We start from the raw sequence: 24,140 nt of genomic DNA, 5'->3' as shown, positions 1-24,140 counted from the left end.
AAAAGTAATGAGCGAACATAACAAATTGTCCGGAGCCGCAAAGGCGTCTTATGGTCTTGGAGCAGTCGGAAAAGACATGGTTTACATGCTTTCCGCTTCATACGTTTTGTATTACTTCCAGGATATTCTTGGGGTTAGTGCTGCCGCTATGGGTGTAATTCTTATGGTGGCAAGAGTTTTTGATGCATTTAATGATCCTATAATGGGAGCTATAGTTGCTAAGACGAAGACCAGATTCGGAAAATTCAGACCCTGGCTTCTTATCGGAACTATAACAAATGCAATAGTGCTATATCTGATGTTCTCAGCACCGCCGACTTTGTCGGGAAGCGGGCTTGTAGCCTATGCGGCTGTAACCTATATACTTTGGGGTGTTACCTATACGATGATGGATATTCCCTATTGGTCAATGATACCTGCTTTTACTGAGGGCGGAAAAGAAAGAGAGGGGCTTACAACACTCGCTCGTTCATGCGCAGGTGTTGGTTCCGCGATAATTACAATCATAACAGTAATGTCTGTTTCTGCTCTTGGCCATATCTTTGGAGGAGCGGGCATCACCGATAGAGATGTAGAACGAATCGGTTTTTCATATTTTACAATTGTGATCGCTGCTTTGTTTGTGCTCTTTACTGTAATATGCTGTATCAATGTTAAGGAAAAATCCACAGTTGACATGAAAACAGCATCTATAGGAGAGATGTTCAGAGCACTTATTCAGAATGATCAGGCAATGACAGTAGTTGTAGCTATCGTAATCGTTAATTGCTCAATCTACATTACATCAAACCTTGTAATCTATTTCTTTAAATACGATTTCGGAACAGTAGGCTGGAGAGGTGCATACACACTGTTTTCAACCTTTGGCGGCGGAATTCAGATTCTGGCAATGATGCTTTTATATCCATTCCTAAGAAGATTCTTTACATCTATAAAGATTTACTTCATAAGCATGGGAATGGCTATTGCAGGATATATAACGCTTCTTGTACTTGCATCAACAAAAATGGATAACGTATATATCCTCTTTATTCCGGCGTTTTTCATCTTCTCTGCAAACGGAATGCTTGCGGTTATTACAACCGTATTCCTTGCAAACACCGTTGATTACGGTGAACTTAAGAACGGCCGCCGCGATGAATCTGTTATATTTTCCATGCAAACCTTTGTGGTAAAGCTTGCGTCCGGAGTATCGGCATTTATTGCTGCTCTTGCGCTCCAGATATTGCAGCTAAGCAATGACACTGCAGAAACCACAACAGACATAGACTATTCACAGGGAGTGGATATCATGCAGAAGATGGGGCTTCGCATGACAATGACAATCATTCCTGTTATCGGAATCCTTTTCGCGATCTTCTGGTTTAAGAAAAAGTACATCTTGACTGATGAGAAAATCGAAGAAATCTCCTCCGAAATCGCAGGGAGAAAGTAATAGCCAGGAAACGGAACAATAAAGAATATATGGAAAGAAAAGTGTATGGCACCAAAATCGATTATGCGTAAGCAACGAGATTTTGGTGCCATATATTTTTCTGCACCATATGTGATTTATAGTTCCGTTTCCGTCATATAGGGAGTTTAACCGATTGTAATATTGACTGTTTTGGTGTATGCTAGATATTGTTTAGTAGTATGCTTTGCGATATTATGTTCATACAAGATATTGGGGTTGGCGATACTATGGATTGCAAAGAATTTCAGAGAATGATACCCGGCTTTTTAGCTGATGAATTGGATAATTATTCTCTTGAGTCATTTTTGAATCATATGGAATCCTGCAGAAGTTGTAAGGAAGAACTTACCATACAGTTTTTGATAGAAACAGGTATTCAGAGACTTGAGGATGGTAGTACTTTTAACCTTACGAAAGAACTGAAGTCCACTACGAATGATGCCTGGGTAAGACTTCGTATGCGTAAGAGATTATTGAAGACCGCATACTTTCTGCAGATTATGGTCGTTGCTGAAATTATAGCAGCGATTGCGCTTTCAATCGCGCTTCGCTGAGAATAAGGACAACGGATAGATTTTATTTGCTTAATATTATTTAGTTGGGGATATTTTTAAAATGGGGAAGAAATTATTACTGATAGACGGACACAGTATACTTAACAGAGCCTTCTACGGTCTTCCTGATCTTACTAATTCAGAAGGCCTGCATACAGGTGCAGTCTATGGATTTCTGAATATTCTTTTCAGACTGATTGATGAGGAACAGCCGGATTATCTGACTGTTGCTTTTGATGTCCACGAACCCACATTCAGACACAAAATATATGCCGAGTACAAGGGAACCAGAAAGCCAATGCCGGAAGAACTCAGACAGCAGGTGCCGCTGATGAAGGAAGTTCTTGACAGCATGAACATTTGCCGTATGGAGAAGGCAGGACTTGAGGCTGACGATATTCTCGGAACTATCGCTAAGAGAGGCGAGAGAGAAGGCATGGAAGTCAGACTTGTCTCCGGTGACAGGGATCTTTTGCAGGTTGCAACGGATCATATTTGCGTTCGTATTCCCAAGACAAAACAGGGCAAAACAGAAATCGAGAATTATTTTGCAGGTGATGTCGAGACTTTATATAAAGTAAATCCGGTTCAGTTTATAGAGCTTAAAGCCCTTATGGGAGATTCATCGGATAATATTCCCGGGGTTCCCAAGGTCGGTGAGAAGACTGCAATTGAGCTTATGACTACTTACGGATCTATTGAGAATATATATGCCAATCTTGACAATATATCAAAGAAGGCAATAAGAGAATCGCTTGCGGCTAACAGGGAGCTATGCGATTTGAGTAAGACTCTCGCAACAATCGATGTGAATGCCGAGTTTGATTACTCTTTCGAAAATGCCACAATCGACAACATTTTTAATCGCGAAGCTTATGAGCTTTTTAAAAGACTGAATTTCCGCAATCTCCTTACGAAGTTTGAGGGAGATGTTACAAAAACAGAGATTAAGATTGATTTTAAAGACATCAATACGAAGTCTGAAGCAGATGCAGTATTTAAAGGTGCTTTGTCTTATGCCGGATCAAGGAACGACCGGTTTATCGGAATAGGAATTTTATCCGATGATAGCCCGTCAGGAAAAAAGAGGGAAAAAATCGGACAGCTTTCACTTTTTGATGACGCATCAGAGTCTACTGATCTTATTGGAATCAGTGTTTGCTTTGAAGATGAAAAGGCTTCGTATTTTGAGCTTGAAAACGATATTACAGCCGCTTATGTTGGGGAGAAGCTCGAGGAACTTTCGGAGAAATGCAGACTTTCTTTCTTTGACATAAAGCATGCATATAAATATTTTAAACCCTACGAAGTTGACAACTACGAAAAGAAAAAAGAGGGCTCATTTGATATTCTTATAGGGGCTTATCTGAACAATCCCTTAAAGAACGACTACCTTCCGGAAGATATTGCTTCGGAATATCTGCAGATGACAATTAGATCCAAGACACAGATTTTCGGAAAAGAATCTCCGCTTGCGGCAGACAGGAATCTCAGAAAAGAGTACACAGGATATCTTGCGTATGTTTCTTATAAAGCGGCTCCTCTTATTCAGAAGAAGCTGGAAGACTCTGACATGCAGGATCTGATGAATGATGTTGAAATGCCGCTAAGCTATATTCTCTATGACATGGAGAAAGAAGGTATCCTTGTTAAACGAGAAGAGCTTAAGGTTTACGGTGAGCGCCTTACAGGCAGAATCGAGGAACTGGAAAAGGCTATACATAAGGAGGCAGGCCAGGAGTTTAATATCAATTCTCCAAAGCAGCTGGGGGAGATACTCTTTGAGAAACTGGGATTGAAAGGCGGAAAGAAGACAAAAACAGGCTATTCCACTGCTGCTGACGTCCTGGAAAAGCTTGCTCCCGAGAATCCTATCATCAGGAATATTCTTGAGTACAGGGGGCTTACGAAGTTAAAGAGCACTTATGCGGATGGTCTTGCGACATATATTGATACAGACAATAGAATTCATACCAGTTTTAACCAGACAATAACTGCTACGGGAAGAATCAGTTCGACAGAACCGAATCTTCAGAATATCCCCATGAGGACTGAGCTCGGCAGAGCTATCAGGAAGGTTTTTGTTCCGAAGGAAGGATATGTTTTTGCCGATGCCGATTATTCACAGATAGAGCTTAGAATTCTGGCTCATATGTCCGGGGATCAGGGCCTTATAGATGCATATCACGAGGGTAGAGATATTCACAGGATTACGGCATCAAAGGTATTTGGAATTCCTTTCGATGAGGTTACTGATATCCAGAGAAGAAACGCTAAGGCTGTTAATTTTGGAATAGTATACGGAATAAGTGCTTTCGGACTTAGCGAAGATCTTAATATTTCCAGATCCGATGCAAAGAAGTACATGGAGGACTATCTTGCAACTTATCCTGGGGTTAAGAATTATCAGGACAGCGCGGTAGAGAGTGCCAAGGAAAAGGGCTATGCGGTGACTCTTTATAAAAGACGACGCCCGATGCCGGAGCTTAAGTCAGGCAATTTCATGCAGAGACAGTTCGGAGAGAGAGTTGCAATGAATGCTCCGATTCAGGGAACTGCTGCCGACATTATTAAGATTGCTATGATTCGTGTATGGAGAAGAATTCGAAAAGAACAGTTATTATCAAGAATGATTCTTCAGATACATGATGAACTTTTGATTGAGACCAAGAAGGAAGAAGAGAAAAAGATAAAGCTTATTCTTGAAGAGGAGATGACAAAAGCAGCTGATCTTCTTGTTCCGCTCGAGGCAGAGTGTCACACGGGTTCAGACTGGTTTGAGGCGAAGTAGAGTGAAAGTAATCGGAGTAACCGGAGGAGTAGGCGCCGGAAAAAGCACAGTGCTTAACTACATAGAGAAGAGTTGTAACTGCCGTATCATCTTTTCCGATAAAGTGGCTAATGATATTAAGCTTAAGGGACAGAGCTGCTATGAACCAATAGTTGATCTTCTTTCCGAGGATATACTCGGACCGGATGGAGAGATAGACAAGAAAAAGATGGCGGCGAAGATATTTGCCGATGATAGTCTCTTAAAGCAGGTTAATGATATTCTTCATCCTGCGGTAAATAATTATATTTTCGGTGAAATAGAAAAAGAAAAAGCGGAAGGAAAGCTTGACTATCTTTTCATAGAAGCTGCACTTCTTATTGAAAACGGCTATCACAAAATCGTGGATGAATTGTGGTACATTTACGCAGATGAGAGTGTCAGGAGAAAGCGCCTTAAAGAATCGCGCGGATACAGTGATGAGAAGATAGATGATATTATAAAGGGACAGCTTTCCGATGAAGAATTCCGTAAATATGCAAGTTTTGTAATAGATAACAGCAATGATGAGAACGACACTAAAAGACAAATTGATTTGAAGCTGGGGGAAAACTGATGGCTGAAATGGTTGAACAATCTGAGAAAAACGTAGTATTCGGTCTTGATATCGGTACCAGAAGTGTTGTCGGTACAGTCGGGTACATGGAGGATGAAATCTTCAATGTAATGGCGCAGTGTGTTGAGAAGCATGAGACCAGAGCCATGCTCGATGGACAGATACATGATATCGGCAAGGTTGGCGCTACGATCAGGCACGTCAAGGAGAATCTTGAACAGCAGACACAGATACATCTGACAGATGTATGTATTGCTGCCGCAGGTCGTGTACTTCGTACAATTAAAACAAATTTTGAAGAAGAATTCACTGATAACAGAGAGCTTACTCAGGAGGAAATCTATAACCTTGAGTCAAAAGCTGTTGAGAAGGCCTATCAGGAATTCCTTGCGCAGAATCAGTCGGATATGAAATTTTATCTGGTTGGTTACTCTGTAATGCATTATTATCTTGATGATTATCAGATTGCCAATCTAGAAGGACATAATGCCGGAAGAGTAGCAATTGACCTTATTGCAACCTTCCTTCCGGATGATTGTGTTGACGGTCTTTATAAGGCTTGTGAGAGAGCAGACCTTAAGGTTGCAAATATGACTCTCGAGCCTATAGCTGCTATGATGGTTGCAATTCCGCCTCAGTTCAGAATGCTTAATCTGGCACTTGTTGATGTTGGTGCAGGAACCTCCGATATCTGTATAACGGATGATGGAACAATTACATCCTATGGAATGCTTCCAATTGCAGGTGATTCCATCACAGAGATTATTGCTCAGCACTGCCTGGTTGATTTCAATACCGCGGATCAGATTAAAATTGACGCAAGTCACATGGATCAGGTTAAATATGTTGATATCATGGGACTTGAGAAGACAATCTCGGCAAAGGAAATATCAAAAATGATTAAGCCTCTTGTTGAGAAGATGTCCAAGATGGTAACACAGCAGATTAAGCAGCTTAACGGCAATAAATCAGTAAGTGCTGTATTCGTTGTCGGAGGTGGCGGTTGTGTACCGGGGTACACCAAGGCTTTGGCAAAAGAGATGAAGATTCCGGAGGAGCGTGTTGCGCTTCGGGGCGAAGAAGTCATGAAGAGCATTCGATTCCTTAATGAAGACAGCACCATTGAGAGAGATTCACTTATGGTTACACCTCTCGGTATCTGTATAAGCTTCTATGAGCAGTCCAACAACTTTGTGTTTGTATCCTTTAACGGACAGCAGACTAAAATTTACGATAACGGTAAGCTTGCAATTGTTGATGCTGCGATGCAGGCAGATTTTCCTAACGAGGATCTGTTCCCTAAGCGCGGCGAAGAATTGAGATTTACCGTTAACGGCCAGGAGAGAATGGTGAGAGGTGAGCCCGGAGAGGCAGCTGTTATCACGCTTAACGGATCTCCTGCAGATATTCATACCAAGATTCATGCAAATGATATTATCGAAGTTACAAGTTCGACAGTCGGTAAGGCAGGAAGCAGTGAAATCAATGATATTCCTGAGTTCAAGGGAACCTTCAATATTACTGTAGACGGAAAGAGTATTGACGTACCGAGAACCGCTGAGGTTAACGGAGAAGTTCAGACCGGCCTTTATGATATTAAGTCCGGAGACGAGATAAAGATTCTTGATTATGAGACTGCAGCTCAGATAGCGGAGCTTCTGGATATTGACCTCACAGAGGATATGGTTATCACTGTCAACAATGAGGTTGCAAAAGGAGATACTCCCGTTTACGAGAACTTTAAGGTTGAGTTTAAGAGCGGCGCTGATGCTATCATGGAATATTATGCTAATTTCCCCGATGCCGATGAAGTTGCCATCGAACAGGAAAATGAGGAGTCATCCTACGAAGCCGATGCGGATCTTGACTTGGAGGAGAATGAAGATGGCAGCGTAAGTATCTCCGGCGGAAGTACAACTACTTCTTCTGTAAGGAGTGCAGCACCCACCAGACGCGTGGTTACACATGATCTTCATGTAATAGTTAACAATGAGCCTATTGTGCTTCACGGAAAATCGGATTATATTTTTGTAGATATATTTGATGTTATTGATTTTGACCTCAGTAAACCTAACGGCAGATCGATAGTAACCACACTAAATGGCGGTACTCCCGATTATATGCAGGCGATACATGAAGGCGACAGAATTGAAGTCTATTGGAAATAGATAACACAATCTTAATATGATAGACACATTTTCGTCACAGTTTATACTTAATATGGAAACGGAGATTGCATTAGATGAGACTTGCAAGCCTCTCAAGCGGTAGTAGCGGTAACAGTATTTATATAGGTTCCGATACTACAAACATCCTGATAGATACAGGATGCAGTAAGAAAAGAATAGAAGAAGGATTGGCCGGAATGGATTTATCCCTGGCCGATATAGATGCGATCTTTGTCACACATGAGCATTCAGATCATATTGCAGGACTTCATACTATTTTAAAAAAATATGATATTCCGGTATATGCAACCAGAGGAACTTTACAGGGAATCAGGACAAGTGATAAGAAGGGAGAAATGCTCTCTGCTGAGTTTCATGAAATCCGAGCAGATGAAAAGGTTCCGGTAAAGGATATTGTTGTAAATCCGATCACGATAATGCATGATGCGCTTGAACCTGTGGCGTACAGGGTTTCCTGCGGCAAAAAGAAAATCGGAGTCGCGACGGATCTTGGATGTTACAATGATTATACGGTTGATAACCTGAGAGGCATGGATGCAATACTGATAGAAGCCAATCATGATGTGAGGATGCTTCAGACGGGGCCGTATCCGTATCAGTTAAAAAGGAGAATCCTTGGTGAAAAAGGACATTTGTCCAATGAAAAGAGCGGTGAACTTCTGTGCAGGATTTTGCACGACGGCCTTAAAGGAATTCTTCTCGGACATCTGAGTAAAGAGAACAATCTGCCCGAGCTTGCTTACGAGACGGTGAGGGTTGAGATAGAAATGGGTGAGAATCCATATCATGGAAATGATTTTCCAATAATGGTAGCAGCGAGAAATGAGCTTTCTCCTGTTATTGAAGTGTGAGAAAAGACAAGGGAGTAAAATATTATGAACAAAATCATTATTACTGTGGTCGGTAAGGATACTGTAGGTATTATTGCTAAGGTATGTACTTTTCTGGCTGAAAACAGTATCAACATTCTTGATATTTCACAGACAATAGTTTCCGGATATTTTAATATGATGATGATCGTTGATGTTAGTAAGAGTGAAGCAAGTTTCCAGGAAGTAAGCGACACCCTGGATAAGATCGGTGAGGACATCGGCGTTGTAATTAAATGCCAGAGAGAAGAAATTTTCGATTCAATGCACAGAATTTAAAAAGGAGCTTAAATGATTAACATTAATGAAGTCTCTGAGACTAACGAGATGATCGAAAAGGAAAATCTGGATGTCCGTACTATTACAATGGGTATCAGCCTTTTGGATTGCATCAGCTCAGACCTTGATACATTAAACAAAAATATATATGAGAAAATCTATGGATCCGCCAAGGATCTTGTTCAGACCGGAGAAGATATTGCCAAGGAGTTTGGTATTCCAATCGTAAATAAGAGAATTTCCGTTACTCCGATCGCGCTTATCGGTGCGGCTGCATGCAAGAGTACAGAGGATTTTGTGTCTATTGCAAAGACTCTTGATAAGGTTGCAAAGGATGTTGGAATAAACTTCCTCGGTGGTTACAGCGCGCTTGTAAGTAAGGGCATGACAGATGCCGACAGACTTCTTATAGAGTCTATACCGCAGGCACTTTCCCAGACAGATGTTGTATGTTCATCTGTAAATGTAGGTTCAACCAAAACAGGAATAAACATGGATGCCGTAAGACTTCTTGGCGACGTAATCGTTAAGACAGCCGAGGCTACTAAGGATAATGACAGTGCGGGGTGCACGAAGCTTGTTGTATTCTGCAATGCTCCTGATGACAATCCTTTCATGGCAGGTGCTTTTCATGGAGTTACAGAAGCCGACAGAATTATAAATGTCGGCGTAAGCGGGCCCGGAGTTGTTAAGACGGCACTGGAAAAGGTTCGCGGGGAGAATTTTGAAATTCTCTGTGAAACAATTAAAAAGACAGCATTTAAGGTTACGAGAGTAGGTCAGCTTGTAGCAAAGGAAGCTTCCGAAAGATTAGGAGTTCCCTTTGGAATTGTTGACCTTTCACTTGCGCCCACACCGGCTATCGGAGACAGTGTTGCTGATATTCTTCATGAGATTGGTGTTGAGCATGCGGGCGCACCCGGGACTACTGCAGCACTTGCGTTGTTAAATGACCAGGTTAAGAAGGGTGGAGCAATGGCATCCTCTTATGTAGGCGGTTTGTCAGGTGCATTTATTCCGGTTAGTGAAGACCAGGGTATGATAAATGCAGTTAATGCAGGAGCTTTATCACTTGAAAAGCTTGAGGCTATGACTTGTGTATGCTCTGTAGGTCTTGATATGATAGCAATTCCCGGAGATACAAAAAGTACAACCATTTCCGGAATTATTGCCGATGAGATGGCTATCGGCATGATAAACCAGAAGACTACAGCCGTAAGACTCATACCGGTTATCGGTAAGAAAGCAGGAGATACTGTGGACTTTGGTGGACTATTGGGATTTGGTCCTATCATGAGCGTCAACACATTTTCTTGTGATGAATTTGTTAACAGAGGAGGAAGGATTCCGGCTCCGATACATAGCTTTAAAAACTGATTTATGGATAAAATGAAAAAGATTCCCGAAAAGATATCGGGATCAGCTGAAAAATTTAATAGATTTCTCAGAAGAAATGCTGCAGGCCAGACTGATGAGCAAAATCGCGGATTAAAGAATAATATTGTGAACCGCGCTAAGAGAATAAAGCATCTTGCTAATAAAAAGAGCACTAGAAAGACTATTCGTGAGACTGCTGTTTCATGGGCATTTCTTTTACCGAGTCTCATGGGAGTTTTGACATTCTTTGTTATTCCTTTCTGTGTGGTTGTTTTTTATTCGGTTGTAAACAATCCTATTCAGAAAGAGTTTGTCGGCTTTTTCAATTTTGAAAGAGTGTTTGTTAATAATGCTTTCAGGCAGGCTGCATATAATACTTTTATGTTTTCGATAATAGCTGTGCCTCTTGCGGTGGCGCTTTCTCTGTTCCTGGCTGTTGTTATGGAATCAGGTATACCGTTTAAGAGCCAGTTCAGGAGCTTTTTCCTTAGCCCCATGATGGTTCCAATTGCTTCGATAGTACTTATTTGGCAGGTGTTGTTCCATTTTAACGGAATTATAAATGTCATAAGTATGAATTTCGGCGGACCAAAGATTGACTGGCTTAAATCAGACAAGGCGCAGATAGTTATTGTTGCACTGTTTTTATGGAAAAACCTCGGCTATAACATGATTCTGTTCATGGCAGCTCTTTCGAGTGTGCCCAAGGATCTGATTGAGGTGGCAAAGCTTGAGAGCGCAACTGACAGACAGATTTTCTGGACAATAAAGATGAGATATCTCTCATCCACTATACTGTTTGTTACCATTATGTCTCTTATTAATTCCTTTAAGGTATTCAGAGAGATATATCTAATGACCGGAGATTATCCTTATAAAACGCTGTATATGATGCAGCATTTTATGAATAATACATTTGCCTCAGTCGATTACCAGAAGCTTTCGGCTTCGGCCATTATCATGGCATTGGTAATTGTTGTTCTGATGCTTATCATGTTTAACACTGAAAACCGGTATGGAAAGGATATAGAAGGCTAGTATGGCAGGACTTAAATTGCCTACCGGTGAAGCGGCGTTTTACGAAAGAGCCATTCGGAAGGCAAGAAGAAAGAAAAAAATATATAAATACGGTACTATAGCAGGAACCATTATATGTGCGATTTTTGCGGCATTGTTCCTATTGCCGACAATACTTACAATTACAAATTCCTTCATGAGTTCTTCTGAAATCAGTGCCAATTACGGTGCGGTTTTTCAGACGACGGATACCGGAGGAAAGGTATTTATATCAAAAACGGTTAACCTCAAGTTTATTCCGGATATTGTTACATTCAGTCAGTATTTCACTGTGCTGTTCAAATCACCGGAATATCTTGTTAAGTTTTGGAACAGCATGATCTATGTTGTTCCGATCCTTGTGATTCAGCTTCTAGTGGCGATGCTTGCATCCTACGGGTTTGCAAGATACAAGGGAAGGGTAAGGGAGATAATATTTTTCCTTTACATCATAATGATGCTTATGCCATATCAGGTTACATTGGTACCTAATTATCTGGTATCATCGGCTCTCGGAATACTTGATACGAGATGGGCCATATGGCTGCCCGGATTTTTTTCACCGTTTGCGGTTTATCTTCTTACGAAATTTATCAGGAGAATTCCGGCAGAGGTAATGGAGGCAGCATCAATTGACGGAGCCAGTGAGTGGCAGATATTTACCCAGATATGCGCCCCGCTTTGTAAGAGCGGACTTATATCAATCGCAATTCTGGTTTTTATAGATTATTGGAACATGGTTGAGCAGCCGCTTATTCTGCTCAGCAACGATGAGCTTCATCCGCTTTCGGTATTTTTGTCGAAAATCAATTCAGGCGAAATAAGCCTGGCATTTGCGGTAGCGGTTATTTATCTTGTGCCGCCGCTATTGATTTTCCTGTACGGCGAAGAGTACCTAATCGAAGGTATTTCGTACCAGGGCGGTTTAAAAGGATAGATTTTACAGCCAGTAACGGCGTTGCCTGCATAACTAGAGGAGGAGAGCAGGCGTGATTTAGTTTTAAGGGAAGAGGAATTAAAGGTATGTCTGAAGTTAGAAATGAGAGACCAAAGAAAAGCAGAAAGGATATTATCAAGGATATAACAATAGCCTTTCTGGCAATACTGTTATTGCTTACTTTTTTCTCAAACACAATTATGAATTTTTCACTTCCGGAGGTTGCTATTCAGCAGATTCAGGAAGGAACAATTTCACCGGTTATCAGAGGAACCGGTACTGTAGAAGCCAAGGATCCATATTCGGTAAAGGTTTCACAGGAGCGCGTAATAAAGAGCGTTGCTGTTGAGGTTGGAGCCCAGGTAAAAAAGGGTGATGTAATTTATAACCTTGAAGATAAGGAATCAACTGAGCTTCAGGAAGCTAAGACAAAGCTGGAGGAGCTCTTACAGACTTATGAAACTTCACTTTTCTCAGGTGATCTCTCAGATGAGGCCATAAATCGTATCAGAGGCGGTCAGACTCTCACAATGGATCAGTTCCAGGCTAAGCTCAAGGCTGCAACAGACAGATACGATGCTGCTAAGCTTGCTGATGAGGAAGCCCAGGCAACAATTGATGCGCAGTCTCAGGCACAGTCATATACTGCGGCTCAGTATAATTATGATGAGGCAACGCCTCAGTACAGAGAAGCTGAGATTACAGCAAGAATCACTGAAATAGATACACAGCTTGCTGAAGAAGAAGCTGAAAAAGCCAGACTTGAGGCGTATCTTGATAAAACTGATTCACAAATTAAAAAGGCTAAATTAGGAACTCAGATTAAAGATTTAGAATCATTAAAGAAAATGTACTGGTATCATGACTCAGTTATTGATGCACTTAATCAAGAGAAGGATCAGCTCAATATTGAGCAGGCACATAGTACAAAAGATGTTTCGCAGATGACAACCCAGGCAGGGCAGGTTGACAGTGACTACCAGAGAAAGGCAGCTTCACTTCAGGATACAAAAAATAAGACAGCTCAGGAGCTCGAGAGAGCAACAACAGACAGAACAGAGCTTCTTACTGAGATAGCAAAGGAAATCGAACTTGATTCTCAGAGAGATACAATTGCTGAGCAGAGAGAAACGGTTGAGAAGCTTGAGAAGGAATCAACCGGTGCTACCGTAACTGCGCCTGTAGACGGAACAATAACAGAGCTTGCCCTCAAAGCAGGTGAGACAACCAATGCCGAGAATCCCGTTGCAACAATTCAGGTTGACGGCAAGGGTATGGTTACAAGCTTCTCTGTTACCATGGATCAGGCAAAGCGCCTTAAGGTTGGCGATATTGCTGAGCCTCAGAATGCATGGTACTACACAGACTTTAAGGCAACCCTTAAGTCTATTACTGCGGATCAGCAGAATCCTAATACAAAGAAACTTCTTACTTTCAATATTGAAAGTCCGGAAGTACAAAACGGCCAGTCAGTAAGTCTTCAGATTGGACAGAAGTCTGATAACTATGACCTTACAATTCCTGCAGGAGCTGTAAGAGAAGACTCCAACGGTAAATTTATCCTTATAGTAAAGTCGAAGTCCAGTCCTCTCGGAAACAGATATATTGCTGCAAGAGTTGATGTAGAGGTGCTTGGATCTGATGATACTACTGCAGCTATAAGCGGCAGCCTTGAGGGTGATGAGTATGTGATCACTACAGCGACAGCTCCTATTAAATCCGGTGATCAGGTAAGACTGGCTAATAATTCATGAACAAATTAAAAGAAAGTATTATAGGATTTTTCAAAAATCTGAAATTAAAACAGATCATATATTTTGTTGTTATGGTCCTGCTTGCGCTTATCATCTTTGCTTTAGGAGTCCAAAAAGATTTCATGGCAAGACATCAGTATGATCAGATGATGGGTAACAGATGGTCAGGGGATACCAGATGCGGTCAGGTCAGCATGTTCTTTTCCGAGAATCAGGGTGTAAGTATCGATACGGTTAACGAATATGCTTATAAGATCAATAAAGGTCTTATTGCTGACGGACTTCAGGAAGCAGATGCCAGCACAGAGGGTGGCGGTGCAGTATGGAATTACTGCTACAGCGCTGTGGGAAGCATAGAGATCACGAGAGACCTTAAATCTGTAACAGCAGTTGGTATCGGCGTTGGAGGAGACTTTTTTCAGTTCCATCCGATGAGAGTTATGAGTGGTAACTATTTTACCGGTGACATAGTCATGAAGGATTATGTAATTCTCGATGAGGAACTTGCATGGCAGCTGTTTGGCTCCAATGATATTGTGGGTGAGACCATTTTACTTGGAGGAGTACCTCACTATATTGCAGGTGTTGTAAAGAGGGACAGCGGAAAATATGTAAAGGCTGCCGGTATGGTATATCCTACTATTTTTATGTCATTTGAATCTCTTGCAACCTATGGCAGAATCGATGCTTCCGTTCTCTCGACAGACGGCTCTCTTGGTAAGGTCAACGTGGCATCCAAGAATGATGATGAGGAAGGAGGCGGCACTTCTGATGTTGAGACACAGGCCAAGGGTATTGTCTGTATGGAAGTTGTTATGCCCAATACCGTAGACAACTATGCCGCTAATTTTGTTATAGAGAAGCTCTCGCTTAATACAACCCAGGTTGAGGTTGTTGATAACAGCGCGAGATTCGAAGATCCTAATCTGTTTAAGCTTATTGGACAGTTTAATATGAGAGGAATGCAGACGAAGCCTGTTATTTATCCCTATTGGGAGAATAATGCAAGGGCTTATGAAAACATACTGGCCGTGCTTCTTCTTATTCAGATAGTTTGCGCAGTAGTTTTGTTTTTGATGGCAGCTATAGTTGTTGTACAGGCTTACAGACACAGGAAATGGACTGTAGGTCAGCTTGTTGAAAAAGCTGCCGACTGGAAGTACAATCTTGAATCAAACATGAAATATCATAACGAAAAGTGGAAATATTTTTGACGGTTTTTCAGTTTGTTTTATGGATAAACAAGGAGGATATTTAATGAGAAGAATTTATCTAAAAAGGATACTCAGCGCTTCAATGGCTGTAGTTATGGCTGTAACTATGGCAGGATGCGGCTGCGGTAAGAAAAAGACAGGATCGACCGAGGAACAGGCAAGTCATGATGCTTCTGCCTATGTGTTTAAGGATAATCCGATTGACCTTGGAGAGAGCATTGATACATCATCAATTTCGGCTCTCGGCAAATTCGGAGATAAGATTTATGCAGTAGGAACTGCTGTTTCCGATGAGGGAAACAATAAAACTACTGTTTTCACTTTTGATAAAGACGGAAGTAACTTAAATACTATTGATCTCGCAAATTCAGGAAATTTACTGCTGTATAACGCAGCACTTACCGATGATGGTTCAATTTATACCCTTGAAGTCCAATATGCAGGCTATATGGGTGGCGGTGATTTTGAATTTGATCAGGGGTTGGATGGTTCTTCTCCGATTATTCTTGAGGATGGTAACTCAATAGAGATTGAAGATTCCGAATCGGTTGAAGACGATGTTACACAATATTCCGGTGAGGATGAGGAAGAAGCTCTTTCCGATGATTCCGAAGCAGATGAAGAGGGTACATCCGATGACGCAGCTTCTACAAGCCAGGATGCTACAGAAGATACTAATACTACTTCATCTGAAGGCGGTGAGGGTGATGTAATTATGCCCTCCGATACAGATACCGGAGTTGACATGTCATCTTCAAGTAATGTTGATTCAGATACTTATTACATGGTCAAGTATGACAACAACGGTACGGAAGTATGGAGACAGGAGATTGATTCTACAACCGATTCATATTATTATGTGAATTCTTTTATTGCTGCTGATAATGATACTCTACTTGTATCCGATACAAACGGAGTTCATAAATACAGTACTGCAGATGGAAGCAAGACCGCTGATATCGCTTTTGATAATGCTGACACAGAGTATGGTTTTTCAGCATATGTGTATAAACTGGGTGACGGAAGCTTCGGTGCGCTTGTAAATGGTTCCGAACAGACTTTTTATAAAGTTGATTTAAAGGGCGAGAAGGCCACTGAGGTTGGAACTGTAGATTCAACTTTCTATGACTACTCATTTTATTCAGGTGCAGGAAGCCATGATCTTTTTGCATCAGGTTCCGAGGGTATTTATACCTATAAGCTCGGTGATGAAAAGGTTTCAATGATCCTCAATTTCGTTGATTCGGATATTGATACTTACGGTGTATCTCAGATGGTAGCAATTTCCGATACCGAGATAATTGCACTTATTCCTACAGAAGATATGAAGTATAACCTTACATATCTTACAAAGGTTGATCCCAAGACTGTAAGCGAAAGACAGCAGATTGTTCTTGGCTGTAACTATATCGATTATGATGTAAGAGCGCAGATAATTAAGTTCAATAAGACAAATGATAAATATCGTATTGTAATAAGTGATTACTCAAAATATGACTCTGACAGTGAGATGTCAGGTGGTGCAAACAAGTTGAACACAGACATTGTTTCCGGTAATGCACCTGATATCCTTGTTCTTGATTCCGATATGCCTGTAGATAGTTATATCTCAAAGGGACTTTTTGAAGATATGACAGATTACTTCAAGAATGATGAAGAATTAAGCAAGGTCAAGTATATGGATCATGTAATGGAAGCATTCAAGAATGACGGTAAGATGTATAAGCTCATTCCCAGCTTCTATGTTGAAACAGTTGTTGCAGCTACAGACGACGTAGGAAATGATGATTATACATGGACTATCGATGAACTTGAAAAGCTTGTAAAGGCAAAGAATATCGAGCATAAGAATATTTTCGGACCTCTTACAAGAGATGAAGTTCTTGAGATGGCTCTCAGTCTTTCCGGTTCACAGTACATCGACTGGTCGACTCTTACCTGCAGCTATGATTCAGAGGCATTTACACATCTTCTTGAGTTCGTAAATGAGTTCCCTGAGGAGCTTTCAGAAGATGATTACAATTATGAGACAGCAGCTCTTTACAGAACTGATAAGGCACTTGCAGAGAGATTATATCTGTACGCTTTCTCTGATTATAACTATGAGGCAAAGGGTACTTTCGGTAAGCCCATTAAGACAGTAGGCTTCCCTTCAGATAACGGAAGTGGCTCCGCGCTTTATCCTAACCTTCAGCTCACCATGAGCTCAAGTTCTAAGGTTAAGGACGGATGTTGGGAATTCATGAGATACTTCCTATCAGACGAGTATCAGAAAACTATTGACGGTGCTTGGCCTGTAAGTATGACAAAGATGGATGAGCTTTCAGAGAAAGCTAAGAAGAAGCCTACATATATCGATGAGAATGGCAAGGAAGTTGAATATGATGATACCTGGTATGTTGGAGATACAGAGGTAATTGTTGATCCTATGACTGATGATGAGGTAAATGAGGTGCTGAACTTCCTTAATAGCATCGATCAGGTAGGAAATGCAAATGAAGCTGTAACAAGCATTATCTTTGAAGAGGCAGCGGCATACTTCAGCGGACAGAAGACTGCTGCGGAGGTTGCTGATATCATTCAGAGCCGTGTACAGATTTATGTAAACGAGATAAGCTGATAATAAGCTTCTTTGTATGATAAAGTGGGGTGACTGACATGTACAATACGTTATTTGGAGTGTCGCCTATGATATTTTGGCTGATACTTACCGTAATATTAGCTGTTTTTGAAATATTGACACAGGGGCTTTCCACCATATGGTTTGCAATCGGAGCTTTGGCAGCATTTATTATGGCTGTGCTCGGTTTTTCGGTTCCGCTGCAGATAGTGGTTTTTATTCTGGTTTCAATTGTCATGTTGCTTTTGGTAAGACCGGTATCGGTAAGACTGCTTGGCGGAAGAATTGTTAAGACCAACATCGATGCGGTTCCCGGAAGAAAGGTTACTGTCTCCAAGGATATAGACAATATCAAGGAGACAGGCGCCGTGATTCTTGATGGGACTACCTGGAACGCAAGAAGTATGGATGATGAGGTTAATATTTCATCAGGGGAAACAGTTATTATTGAAAAAGTTGAGGGCAATAAGCTTATCGTAAAGAAAGCTTAAAGGTATGAAGAAGGAGGAGAAGTTATGCCAATATTTATTATCATCGTTTTAATTCTTGTTCTGATTGCACTAAATATCAAGATTGTACCGCAGGCTCACTCATTTATTGTTGAGCGTCTCGGTGCATACAAGGAAACTTGGGATGTCGGTCTTCACTTTATGGTTCCTTTTATCGACAGAATTGCAAGAAAGGTTGATCTTAAGGAACAGTACTGTGATTTCCCGCCTCAGCCTGTTATCACTCAGGATAATGTAACAATGCAGATAGACTCAATCGTGTTCTTTAGAATTTCTGATCCCAAGGCTTATGCATACGGAGTAAGAAATCCGATAGGAGCTATTGAAAATCTTACAGCAACAACTCTTCGTAATGTAATCGGATCACTTACACTTGATGAAACACTTACCAGCCGTGACCAGATCAATGCTCAGATGCAGGATGCTCTTGATATAGCAACAGATCCCTGGGGTATTAAGATTACACGAGTAGAGCTTAAGAACATCAATCCTCCGGAGCAGATTCGTGATGCCATGGAGAAGCAGATGAAGGCTGAGCGTGAAAAGAGAGAAAAGATCCTCTTCGCAGAAGGTGAGAAGCAGTCAGCTATCACAGTTGCAGAGGGTGAAAAGCAGAGTAAGATTCTTCAGGCAGAGGCTGATAAGCAGGCAACAATCCTCAAGGCTGAGGCCGAGAAGGAGAAGCAGATCAGAGAAGCTGAAGGTAAAGCAGAGGCTATTAGAAGCGTCCAGAAGGCTAATGCTGATGGTATCCAGATGCTTAAGGATGCCGGTGCTGACGAGTCTGTTCTTACAATTAAGAGTCTCGAAGCTTTTGAGAAGGCCGCAAACGGACAGGCTACAAAGATTATTGTACCCAGCAGTATCGCAGGCGTAGCAGGTCTCGCTGAATCTATCAAGGAAGTTGTAGCGAAGTAATCTGATATTTTGTGAGAATAACTATTTTATTATCATAGCCTTCCCCTTGTAGGGGAAGGCGTCAGCGCAGCTGACGGATGAGGGGATTACTATGGCAGATAATAAGGGAAGAGAAGCACTTATTCACTCGCTCGCACAATCCATGGGAATGGGCGATGCACAAAAATTTAAAACAACAACCGGAAGATATAATTCCGAGACCGGTACAATTATGAGTAACGGCAGAGTTATATCGAGTGCGACAGTCATTCAGGCAAAAAACTATTTTACTTCACAGTACAATAAGCTTGCCGAAATGGATGATGAAGGCGCAAAACAGATGGCTACTCTGTATGAGGTTGCAAAAGAAGCTATCGGTATTATGATAGACAGTGGTAAGGGGAATGAATAATTCCCCTTATTTAATAAAATCTTAAAAAAATTTCTATTGATATTTCTTATTTTATGATGTATTGTGATGTTTAGTCGAAGGTAGTTTTTATCTTGAAGCATTAGCTTATCGACAATCAGACTTAATTTTTAAGTTTTCGATTACTTTTTCCAATTGTTTTTTATAATTTTAATTTATAAGAAAGGAATTAAATTTGAGAGAAAAATTAGAGACACTAACACTTGCGTCCCTTCGCGATCTTGCAAAGCAGAATGGAATTAAGAGTGTTACAACAATGAAGAAATCTGAACTCATTGATGCTCTTTTGGAGCTCTATGAGAAACAGCAGGCTGAGGAAGCTAAGGCAAAGGCAGCTGAGGCAAAAGAAGCTGAGACAAAGGGAGCAGAAAAGAAGCCTGCAAAAAGTGCAAATGAATCAAACGATAAACCTGCACAAAAAAAGCCCGGCAAGAAGAAGGTTATTATTGCCGATAACAGCAGAAATGACGGAGCAGATAAGAAGCCTGCAGAGAAAAAGGCTCCAGATAAGAATTCTAACGAGGCAAAGCCCGCTGAGAATAAGGAACAAAAGTCTTCTTCAGAATCCCAGGAATCCTACGCAAAAAAGGAAACTCCTGCCGATGAGGCTGAAATTGCCAATGGAATAGAAGCAGACGGTATTCTTGAAGTAATGCAGGATGGTTTTGGATTTATCAGATGCGAGAATTATCTTCCCGGTGAGAACGATGTTTATGTTGCTCCGGGTATGATAAGAAAGTATAATCTCAAAACCGGTGATATTCTTAAAGGTATTGCCAGACAGAAAAAGGAAAACGATAAGTTCGGAGCACTGCTCCAGCTTAATTCAATAAACGGCTATAAGCCCGAAGTTGCTATGGGCAGATGGGATTTTGAAAAGATGACCCCCATTTTCCCGAATCAGCAGATTGTTCTTGAACATCCCGGCTGCACGATAGCAATGAGAATCATGGATATGATCTCGCCTATCGGTAAAGGACAGCGTGGAATGATTGTTTCACCTCCTAAGGCAGGAAAGACAACACTTCTTAAAGATGTTGCTCTTTCTGTAAAGAGAAGTAATCCCGATATTCACCTTATAGTTCTTCTCATAGACGAGCGTCCTGAGGAAGTTACGGATATCAAGGAGAGTATTGAGGGACCTAATGCAGAGGTTATCTATTCAACCTTCGACGAGCTTCCGGAGCATCATAAGAGAGTATCCGAGATGGTTATCGAGCGTGCTAAGCGACTTGTTGAGCACAACAAGGACGTTATGATTCTTCTTGATTCAATTACAAGACTTACAAGAGCATATAATATTGTAGTTCCTCCGTCAGGAAGAACACTTTCCGGAGGTCTTGATCCGGCGGCTCTTCATATGCCCAAGAGATTCTTCGGCGCAGCAAGAAACATGAGACAGGGCGGAAGTCTTACAATCCTTGCTACAGCACTTGTAGAGACAGGTTCCAAGATGGACGATGTTATATATGAGGAATTCAAGGGAACAGGTAACATGGAAATGGTTCTCGACAGAAAGATGCAGGAGAAGAGAATATTCCCTGCTATCAATATTCCCAAGTCCAGTACCAGACGTGAAGATCTGCTTCTCAAGCCCGAAGAACTCGCAGCAGTTAATGCACTTCGCAAGGGCTTCAACGGCATGAAGGCAGACGAAGCTGTAGACCAGTGCATAAACATGTTCTCCAAAACCCGCACCAACCAGGAATTCGTACGACTTGTAGAAAAACAGATTTCAAGATATTGATATACATGACGAAAGAGAGCTTAATATATTGTCTTTAAACCTCGTTGCAAAATACGCATAATCGGTTTAAATCCAATATATTAAGCTCTCTTTCTGTTTTTGTATGCAATATAGAAATTTGTTTTTCTACAATCGTACGATTATCAAGGAGGCCGTTTTGGCCTAACACATCCGCATCCCCTCCCGTATCATTCCAAAAAAATAAACGCCGGGGCGTTTTTTGGGAGGAGGGGTTGTCAGGTGGGGAACCCGACAACCCGGTATGAAAAAAGTTTTGTTGGGGGAGTCAGAAGTTCTAACTCCTGTTAAATTTATAGTAAAGAGTAAATTTGTACAGAATATGGACAATTCATAAACTAAATATAAAATAATTCGAAATTATATCTAATCACGAACGAATTTTAGAATATTATGTGTCTATAATGACGAGTAAATATAAAAGAATTCTCCAATAATAAAGCGCCTTAGAGTAAAACATGTTATACTATTTTTATAAAAATGACTAATAAACGAACACCGCCTGGGGGGAAATCAATGATTCAAAAAGGCATGAACGTTTTTTCAAATATTTCTTCATTATCCGGGGGAGCGATTGCTGCGGTGGCAGCAAAAGCTGCTGCTTCGTCGCTACTTTTGCGTATTAGTTACGAGTCTATAGAATTTCATACTGATGATGGCAGACCGGTCAATGTTCCCGTTCGCTTTATTCCGCATCCTGAAAACCATGCGCTTCGTGAATTCTGTGTTGTTATCGGCAATGTAAATATTCAGGGGCTTTCCGGTGCTTCGGAAGTTCATGTGACGGTTGAGCGTGTAAGGAAGATGACGGATATTCCGGATGATATATATATAAAACCGGAATATATTAATCTGTATCTTGATGGCGGGGAAGGTATAAGCAGGCTTACTGCTGCTGAGCATGGAGTACCTGCCGGATTTGCGAATATTGATAAGGAAGCGAGAGATGTAATTTTTGAGGCTGTTGCGGATGCGATCCATTTTGCGGATATAATGCCGCTTATTAAAATAACGGTTTCTGCCATATCGTATAATAACAGCTCATTGCAGTTTAGTATTACCGGGGGTAACGGTTCCGTTGCCAGAACTTCACAGGACGATGTTCTATCGGAAATCGCAGGTGCTATCCAGGAGCAATATGAATCCGGGATAAGGAATGTTATTGCGGTTCCGGGTAATGCAGGACATAAATATATACAGGATAATACCCATATATCAATGGCGCACTGCATAAGATGCAGAAACTACATAGGTGACACACTTGATATGGCAGCAATGGTTGGAATGGAAAATTTCCTGCTTGTCGGAAATGCTTCAAAGCTTATCAGACTGGCTGCGGGTATTATGGATACTCATACCTGGAATGCTGACGGAAGGCGAGAAGTATTTTCACTTCATACGGTATTAGCGGGTGGAACTATATCCCAGGCCAGAATCCTTCAGGATCTGGCAACCACGGATCAGATGCTCGCAAAGCTCACGGAATGGGGAATCCGTGATGCGGTAATGCAAAGTATCTGTGTGAAGATAGGCGATTATGTTCAGAACAGAATCGGCGGTAAAGCTATGAAGTTTGGAGTTATTCCGATTCATCAGGATTACGGCATTCTGGGACAGACTCCCGATATCGGAGATGTTATTGCATGTGTTAGCAGAGAACAGTTTGCACTATCTATAAAAAAATAAGGTTTTTTGATATAATATTTAATTATATATTTTAAGGAGATGGAAAAAGTTATGCGCAAAGTTATACTTACCGGCGATCGCCCGACGGGGAAGCTTCATGTCGGTCATTATGTCGGTTCACTCAGAAGGAGAGTGGAACTCCAGAATTCAGGGGAGTTTGATGATATTTTCATTATGATCGCGGATGCTCAGGCTCTTACAGACAATGCCGAGAATCCCGAGAAGGTGAGACAGAATGTTATTGAGGTTGCGCTCGATTATCTCGCGGTAGGTCTTGATCCCGCAAAGAGCACGCTTTTTGTACAGTCACAGATACCTGAACTTACAGAGCTTACATTCTATTACATGAATCTTGTTACAGTATCCAGACTTCAGAGAAATCCCACAGTAAAGTCTGAAATACAGATGAGAAATTTTGAAACAAGCATTCCGGTTGGATTTTTCACATATCCAATAAGCCAGGCTGCTGATATTACCGCATTTAAGGCTACAACTGTTCCCGTTGGAGAGGATCAGGAGCCAATGATTGAGCAGTGCAGAGAAATTGTAAGAAAATTCAATTCAGTATACGGTGAAGCGCTTGTTGAGCCGAACATCCTGCTTCCGGATAATGCAGCTTGTCTTCGTCTTCCGGGTACCGACGGAACAGCTAAGATGAGCAAATCACTTGGAAACTGTATTTACCTTTCAGAGTCACCGGAGATGATAAAAAAGAAGGTAATGGGAATGTTCACAGATCCCAATCACCTTCGCGTTGAGGACCCGGGCGAAGTTGAGAACAATCCGGTATTTATTTATCTTGATGCATTTGCAAAGGATGAGCATTTTGCTGAGTTTGCTCCCGATTATGCAAATCTCGATGAGATGAAGGCTCACTACAAGAGAGGTGGTCTAGGAGATGTTAAGGTTAAGAAGTTCCTTAACAATGTCCTCCAGTCCGAGCTTGAGCCTATCAGAAAGCGCAGAGAGGAATTCCAGAAGGATATTCCGTATGTATATGACGTTATCAAGAAGGGCTCGGAAGTTGCAGAAGAGGTTGCAGCACAGACTCTCAGTGACGTTAAGAAGGCTATGAAAATCGATTATTTCTCAGATGAAGAGCTTATAGCTATGCAGTCTGCGAAATATCAGGTGACAGAAGACTGATCGCCTGTTAATAAAA

At 41.3% G+C, this 24,140-nt stretch carries 19 protein-coding genes; all 19 read left to right on the top strand.

The features are described from left to right. Positions 1–7: 7 nt before the first annotated feature. The 19 genes from G596_RS0101695 (at position 8) to trpS (ending at position 24,124) form a co-directional block, all read left to right on the top strand. Entirely contained in the window at positions 8–1,435 is a 1,428-nt protein-coding gene (locus tag G596_RS0101695; RefSeq protein WP_022760098.1) for a glycoside-pentoside-hexuronide (GPH):cation symporter, read from the top strand. A gap of 248 nt (positions 1,436–1,683) precedes the next feature. After that, complete coding sequence (locus G596_RS0101690) at positions 1,684–2,010, top strand: zf-HC2 domain-containing protein (RefSeq protein WP_022760097.1); 327 nt, start codon at positions 1,684–1,686, stop codon at positions 2,008–2,010. Positions 2,011–2,071: 61 nt separating this feature from the next. Next, positions 2,072–4,801, top strand: a complete 2,730-nt coding sequence (gene polA / locus G596_RS0101685; RefSeq protein ID WP_022760096.1) for a DNA polymerase I — start codon at positions 2,072–2,074, stop codon at positions 4,799–4,801. A gap of 1 nt (position 4,802) precedes the next feature. Further along, complete coding sequence (gene coaE / locus G596_RS0101680; RefSeq protein WP_022760095.1) at positions 4,803–5,396, top strand: dephospho-CoA kinase; 594 nt, start codon at positions 4,803–4,805, stop codon at positions 5,394–5,396. Next, positions 5,396–7,564: a cell division protein FtsA gene (locus G596_RS0101675; RefSeq protein WP_022760094.1), complete on the top strand. Its 2,169-nt coding sequence runs from the start codon at positions 5,396–5,398 to the stop codon at positions 7,562–7,564. The genes coaE and G596_RS0101675 overlap by 1 nt, the downstream gene beginning before the upstream one ends. A 74-nt stretch (positions 7,565–7,638) precedes the next feature. Further along, on the top strand, positions 7,639–8,436 hold the full coding sequence (locus G596_RS0101670; RefSeq protein ID WP_022760093.1) for an MBL fold metallo-hydrolase: 798 nt from the start codon (positions 7,639–7,641) through the stop codon (positions 8,434–8,436). A gap of 24 nt (positions 8,437–8,460) precedes the next feature. Further along, entirely contained in the window at positions 8,461–8,733 is a 273-nt protein-coding gene (locus G596_RS0101665; protein ID WP_022760092.1) for an ACT domain-containing protein, read from the top strand. A gap of 12 nt (positions 8,734–8,745) precedes the next feature. Then, a complete protein-coding gene (locus tag G596_RS0101660; protein WP_022760091.1) occupies positions 8,746–10,110 on the top strand; it encodes a PFL family protein in 1,365 nt (454 codons plus the stop codon). A gap of 3 nt (positions 10,111–10,113) precedes the next feature. After that, a complete protein-coding gene (locus G596_RS0101655; protein WP_022760090.1) occupies positions 10,114–11,148 on the top strand; it encodes a carbohydrate ABC transporter permease in 1,035 nt (344 codons plus the stop codon). A 1-nt stretch (position 11,149) separates the two neighbouring features. Beyond that, positions 11,150–12,103 (top strand): carbohydrate ABC transporter permease, encoded by a 954-nt coding sequence (locus G596_RS0101650; RefSeq protein WP_022760089.1) that lies wholly within the window; start codon positions 11,150–11,152, stop codon positions 12,101–12,103. 86 nt (positions 12,104–12,189) lie between these two features. Next, the gene (locus tag G596_RS0101645; protein ID WP_022760088.1) at positions 12,190–13,857 is read left to right on the top strand and encodes an HlyD family efflux transporter periplasmic adaptor subunit; all 1,668 of its coding nucleotides are present in this window, start codon (positions 12,190–12,192) and stop codon (positions 13,855–13,857) included. Continuing rightward, positions 13,854–15,071: an ABC transporter permease gene (locus tag G596_RS0101640; RefSeq protein WP_022760087.1), complete on the top strand. Its 1,218-nt coding sequence runs from the start codon at positions 13,854–13,856 to the stop codon at positions 15,069–15,071. Before G596_RS0101645 ends, G596_RS0101640 begins: the two co-directional genes overlap by 4 nt. Before the next feature lie 43 nt (positions 15,072–15,114). Next, positions 15,115–17,691 (top strand): ABC transporter substrate-binding protein, encoded by a 2,577-nt coding sequence (locus G596_RS0101635; RefSeq protein WP_022760086.1) that lies wholly within the window; start codon positions 15,115–15,117, stop codon positions 17,689–17,691. A 68-nt stretch (positions 17,692–17,759) separates the two neighbouring features. Beyond that, complete coding sequence (locus G596_RS0101630; protein ID WP_022760085.1) at positions 17,760–18,182, top strand: NfeD family protein; 423 nt, start codon at positions 17,760–17,762, stop codon at positions 18,180–18,182. 24 nt (positions 18,183–18,206) lie between these two features. Continuing rightward, positions 18,207–19,118 (top strand): SPFH domain-containing protein, encoded by a 912-nt coding sequence (locus G596_RS0101625; RefSeq protein WP_022760084.1) that lies wholly within the window; start codon positions 18,207–18,209, stop codon positions 19,116–19,118. A 91-nt stretch (positions 19,119–19,209) separates the two neighbouring features. Then, the gene (locus G596_RS0101620; RefSeq protein WP_022760083.1) at positions 19,210–19,509 is read left to right on the top strand and encodes a hypothetical protein; all 300 of its coding nucleotides are present in this window, start codon (positions 19,210–19,212) and stop codon (positions 19,507–19,509) included. Between the two features lie 193 nt (positions 19,510–19,702). Next, complete coding sequence (gene rho / locus G596_RS0101615; RefSeq protein WP_022760082.1) at positions 19,703–21,274, top strand: transcription termination factor Rho; 1,572 nt, start codon at positions 19,703–19,705, stop codon at positions 21,272–21,274. Positions 21,275–21,808: 534 nt separating this feature from the next. Continuing rightward, positions 21,809–22,978, top strand: a complete 1,170-nt coding sequence (locus tag G596_RS0101605) for a cobalt-precorrin-5B (C(1))-methyltransferase (RefSeq protein WP_022760080.1) — start codon at positions 21,809–21,811, stop codon at positions 22,976–22,978. Between the two features lie 51 nt (positions 22,979–23,029). Further along, complete coding sequence (trpS, locus tag G596_RS0101600; protein ID WP_022760079.1) at positions 23,030–24,124, top strand: tryptophan--tRNA ligase; 1,095 nt, start codon at positions 23,030–23,032, stop codon at positions 24,122–24,124. The last annotated feature ends 16 nt before the right edge of the window (positions 24,125–24,140 follow it).

This window comes from Butyrivibrio sp. AD3002 (assembly GCF_000420905.1).
Lineage (GTDB): Bacteria > Bacillota > Clostridia > Lachnospirales > Lachnospiraceae > Butyrivibrio.
Note: the sequence above shows the minus strand (reverse complement) of the source record. Positions and strands in the feature narration are given on the sequence as shown.

What these genes read in the sequence shown, in the direction of transcription:
- G596_RS0101695 (WP_022760098.1), top strand. Translation starts at nt 8, where the DNA reads ATGAGCGAACATAACAAATTGTCCGGAGCCGCAAAGGCGTCTTATGGT.
- G596_RS0101690 (WP_022760097.1), top strand. Translation starts at nt 1,684, where the DNA reads ATGGATTGCAAAGAATTTCAGAGAATGATACCCGGCTTTTTAGCTGAT.
- polA (WP_022760096.1), top strand. Translation starts at nt 2,072, where the DNA reads ATGGGGAAGAAATTATTACTGATAGACGGACACAGTATACTTAACAGA.
- G596_RS0101675 (WP_022760094.1), top strand. Translation starts at nt 5,396, where the DNA reads ATGGCTGAAATGGTTGAACAATCTGAGAAAAACGTAGTATTCGGTCTT.
- G596_RS0101670 (WP_022760093.1), top strand. Translation starts at nt 7,639, where the DNA reads ATGAGACTTGCAAGCCTCTCAAGCGGTAGTAGCGGTAACAGTATTTAT.
- G596_RS0101665 (WP_022760092.1), top strand. Translation starts at nt 8,461, where the DNA reads ATGAACAAAATCATTATTACTGTGGTCGGTAAGGATACTGTAGGTATT.
- G596_RS0101660 (WP_022760091.1), top strand. Translation starts at nt 8,746, where the DNA reads ATGATTAACATTAATGAAGTCTCTGAGACTAACGAGATGATCGAAAAG.
- G596_RS0101655 (WP_022760090.1), top strand. Translation starts at nt 10,114, where the DNA reads ATGGATAAAATGAAAAAGATTCCCGAAAAGATATCGGGATCAGCTGAA.
- G596_RS0101650 (WP_022760089.1), top strand. Translation starts at nt 11,150, where the DNA reads ATGGCAGGACTTAAATTGCCTACCGGTGAAGCGGCGTTTTACGAAAGA.
- G596_RS0101645 (WP_022760088.1), top strand. Translation starts at nt 12,190, where the DNA reads ATGTCTGAAGTTAGAAATGAGAGACCAAAGAAAAGCAGAAAGGATATT.
- G596_RS0101640 (WP_022760087.1), top strand. Translation starts at nt 13,854, where the DNA reads ATGAACAAATTAAAAGAAAGTATTATAGGATTTTTCAAAAATCTGAAA.
- G596_RS0101635 (WP_022760086.1), top strand. Translation starts at nt 15,115, where the DNA reads ATGAGAAGAATTTATCTAAAAAGGATACTCAGCGCTTCAATGGCTGTA.
- G596_RS0101630 (WP_022760085.1), top strand. Translation starts at nt 17,760, where the DNA reads ATGATATTTTGGCTGATACTTACCGTAATATTAGCTGTTTTTGAAATA.
- G596_RS0101625 (WP_022760084.1), top strand. Translation starts at nt 18,207, where the DNA reads ATGCCAATATTTATTATCATCGTTTTAATTCTTGTTCTGATTGCACTA.
- G596_RS0101620 (WP_022760083.1), top strand. Translation starts at nt 19,210, where the DNA reads ATGGCAGATAATAAGGGAAGAGAAGCACTTATTCACTCGCTCGCACAA.
- G596_RS0101605 (WP_022760080.1), top strand. Translation starts at nt 21,809, where the DNA reads ATGATTCAAAAAGGCATGAACGTTTTTTCAAATATTTCTTCATTATCC.
- trpS (WP_022760079.1), top strand. Translation starts at nt 23,030, where the DNA reads ATGCGCAAAGTTATACTTACCGGCGATCGCCCGACGGGGAAGCTTCAT.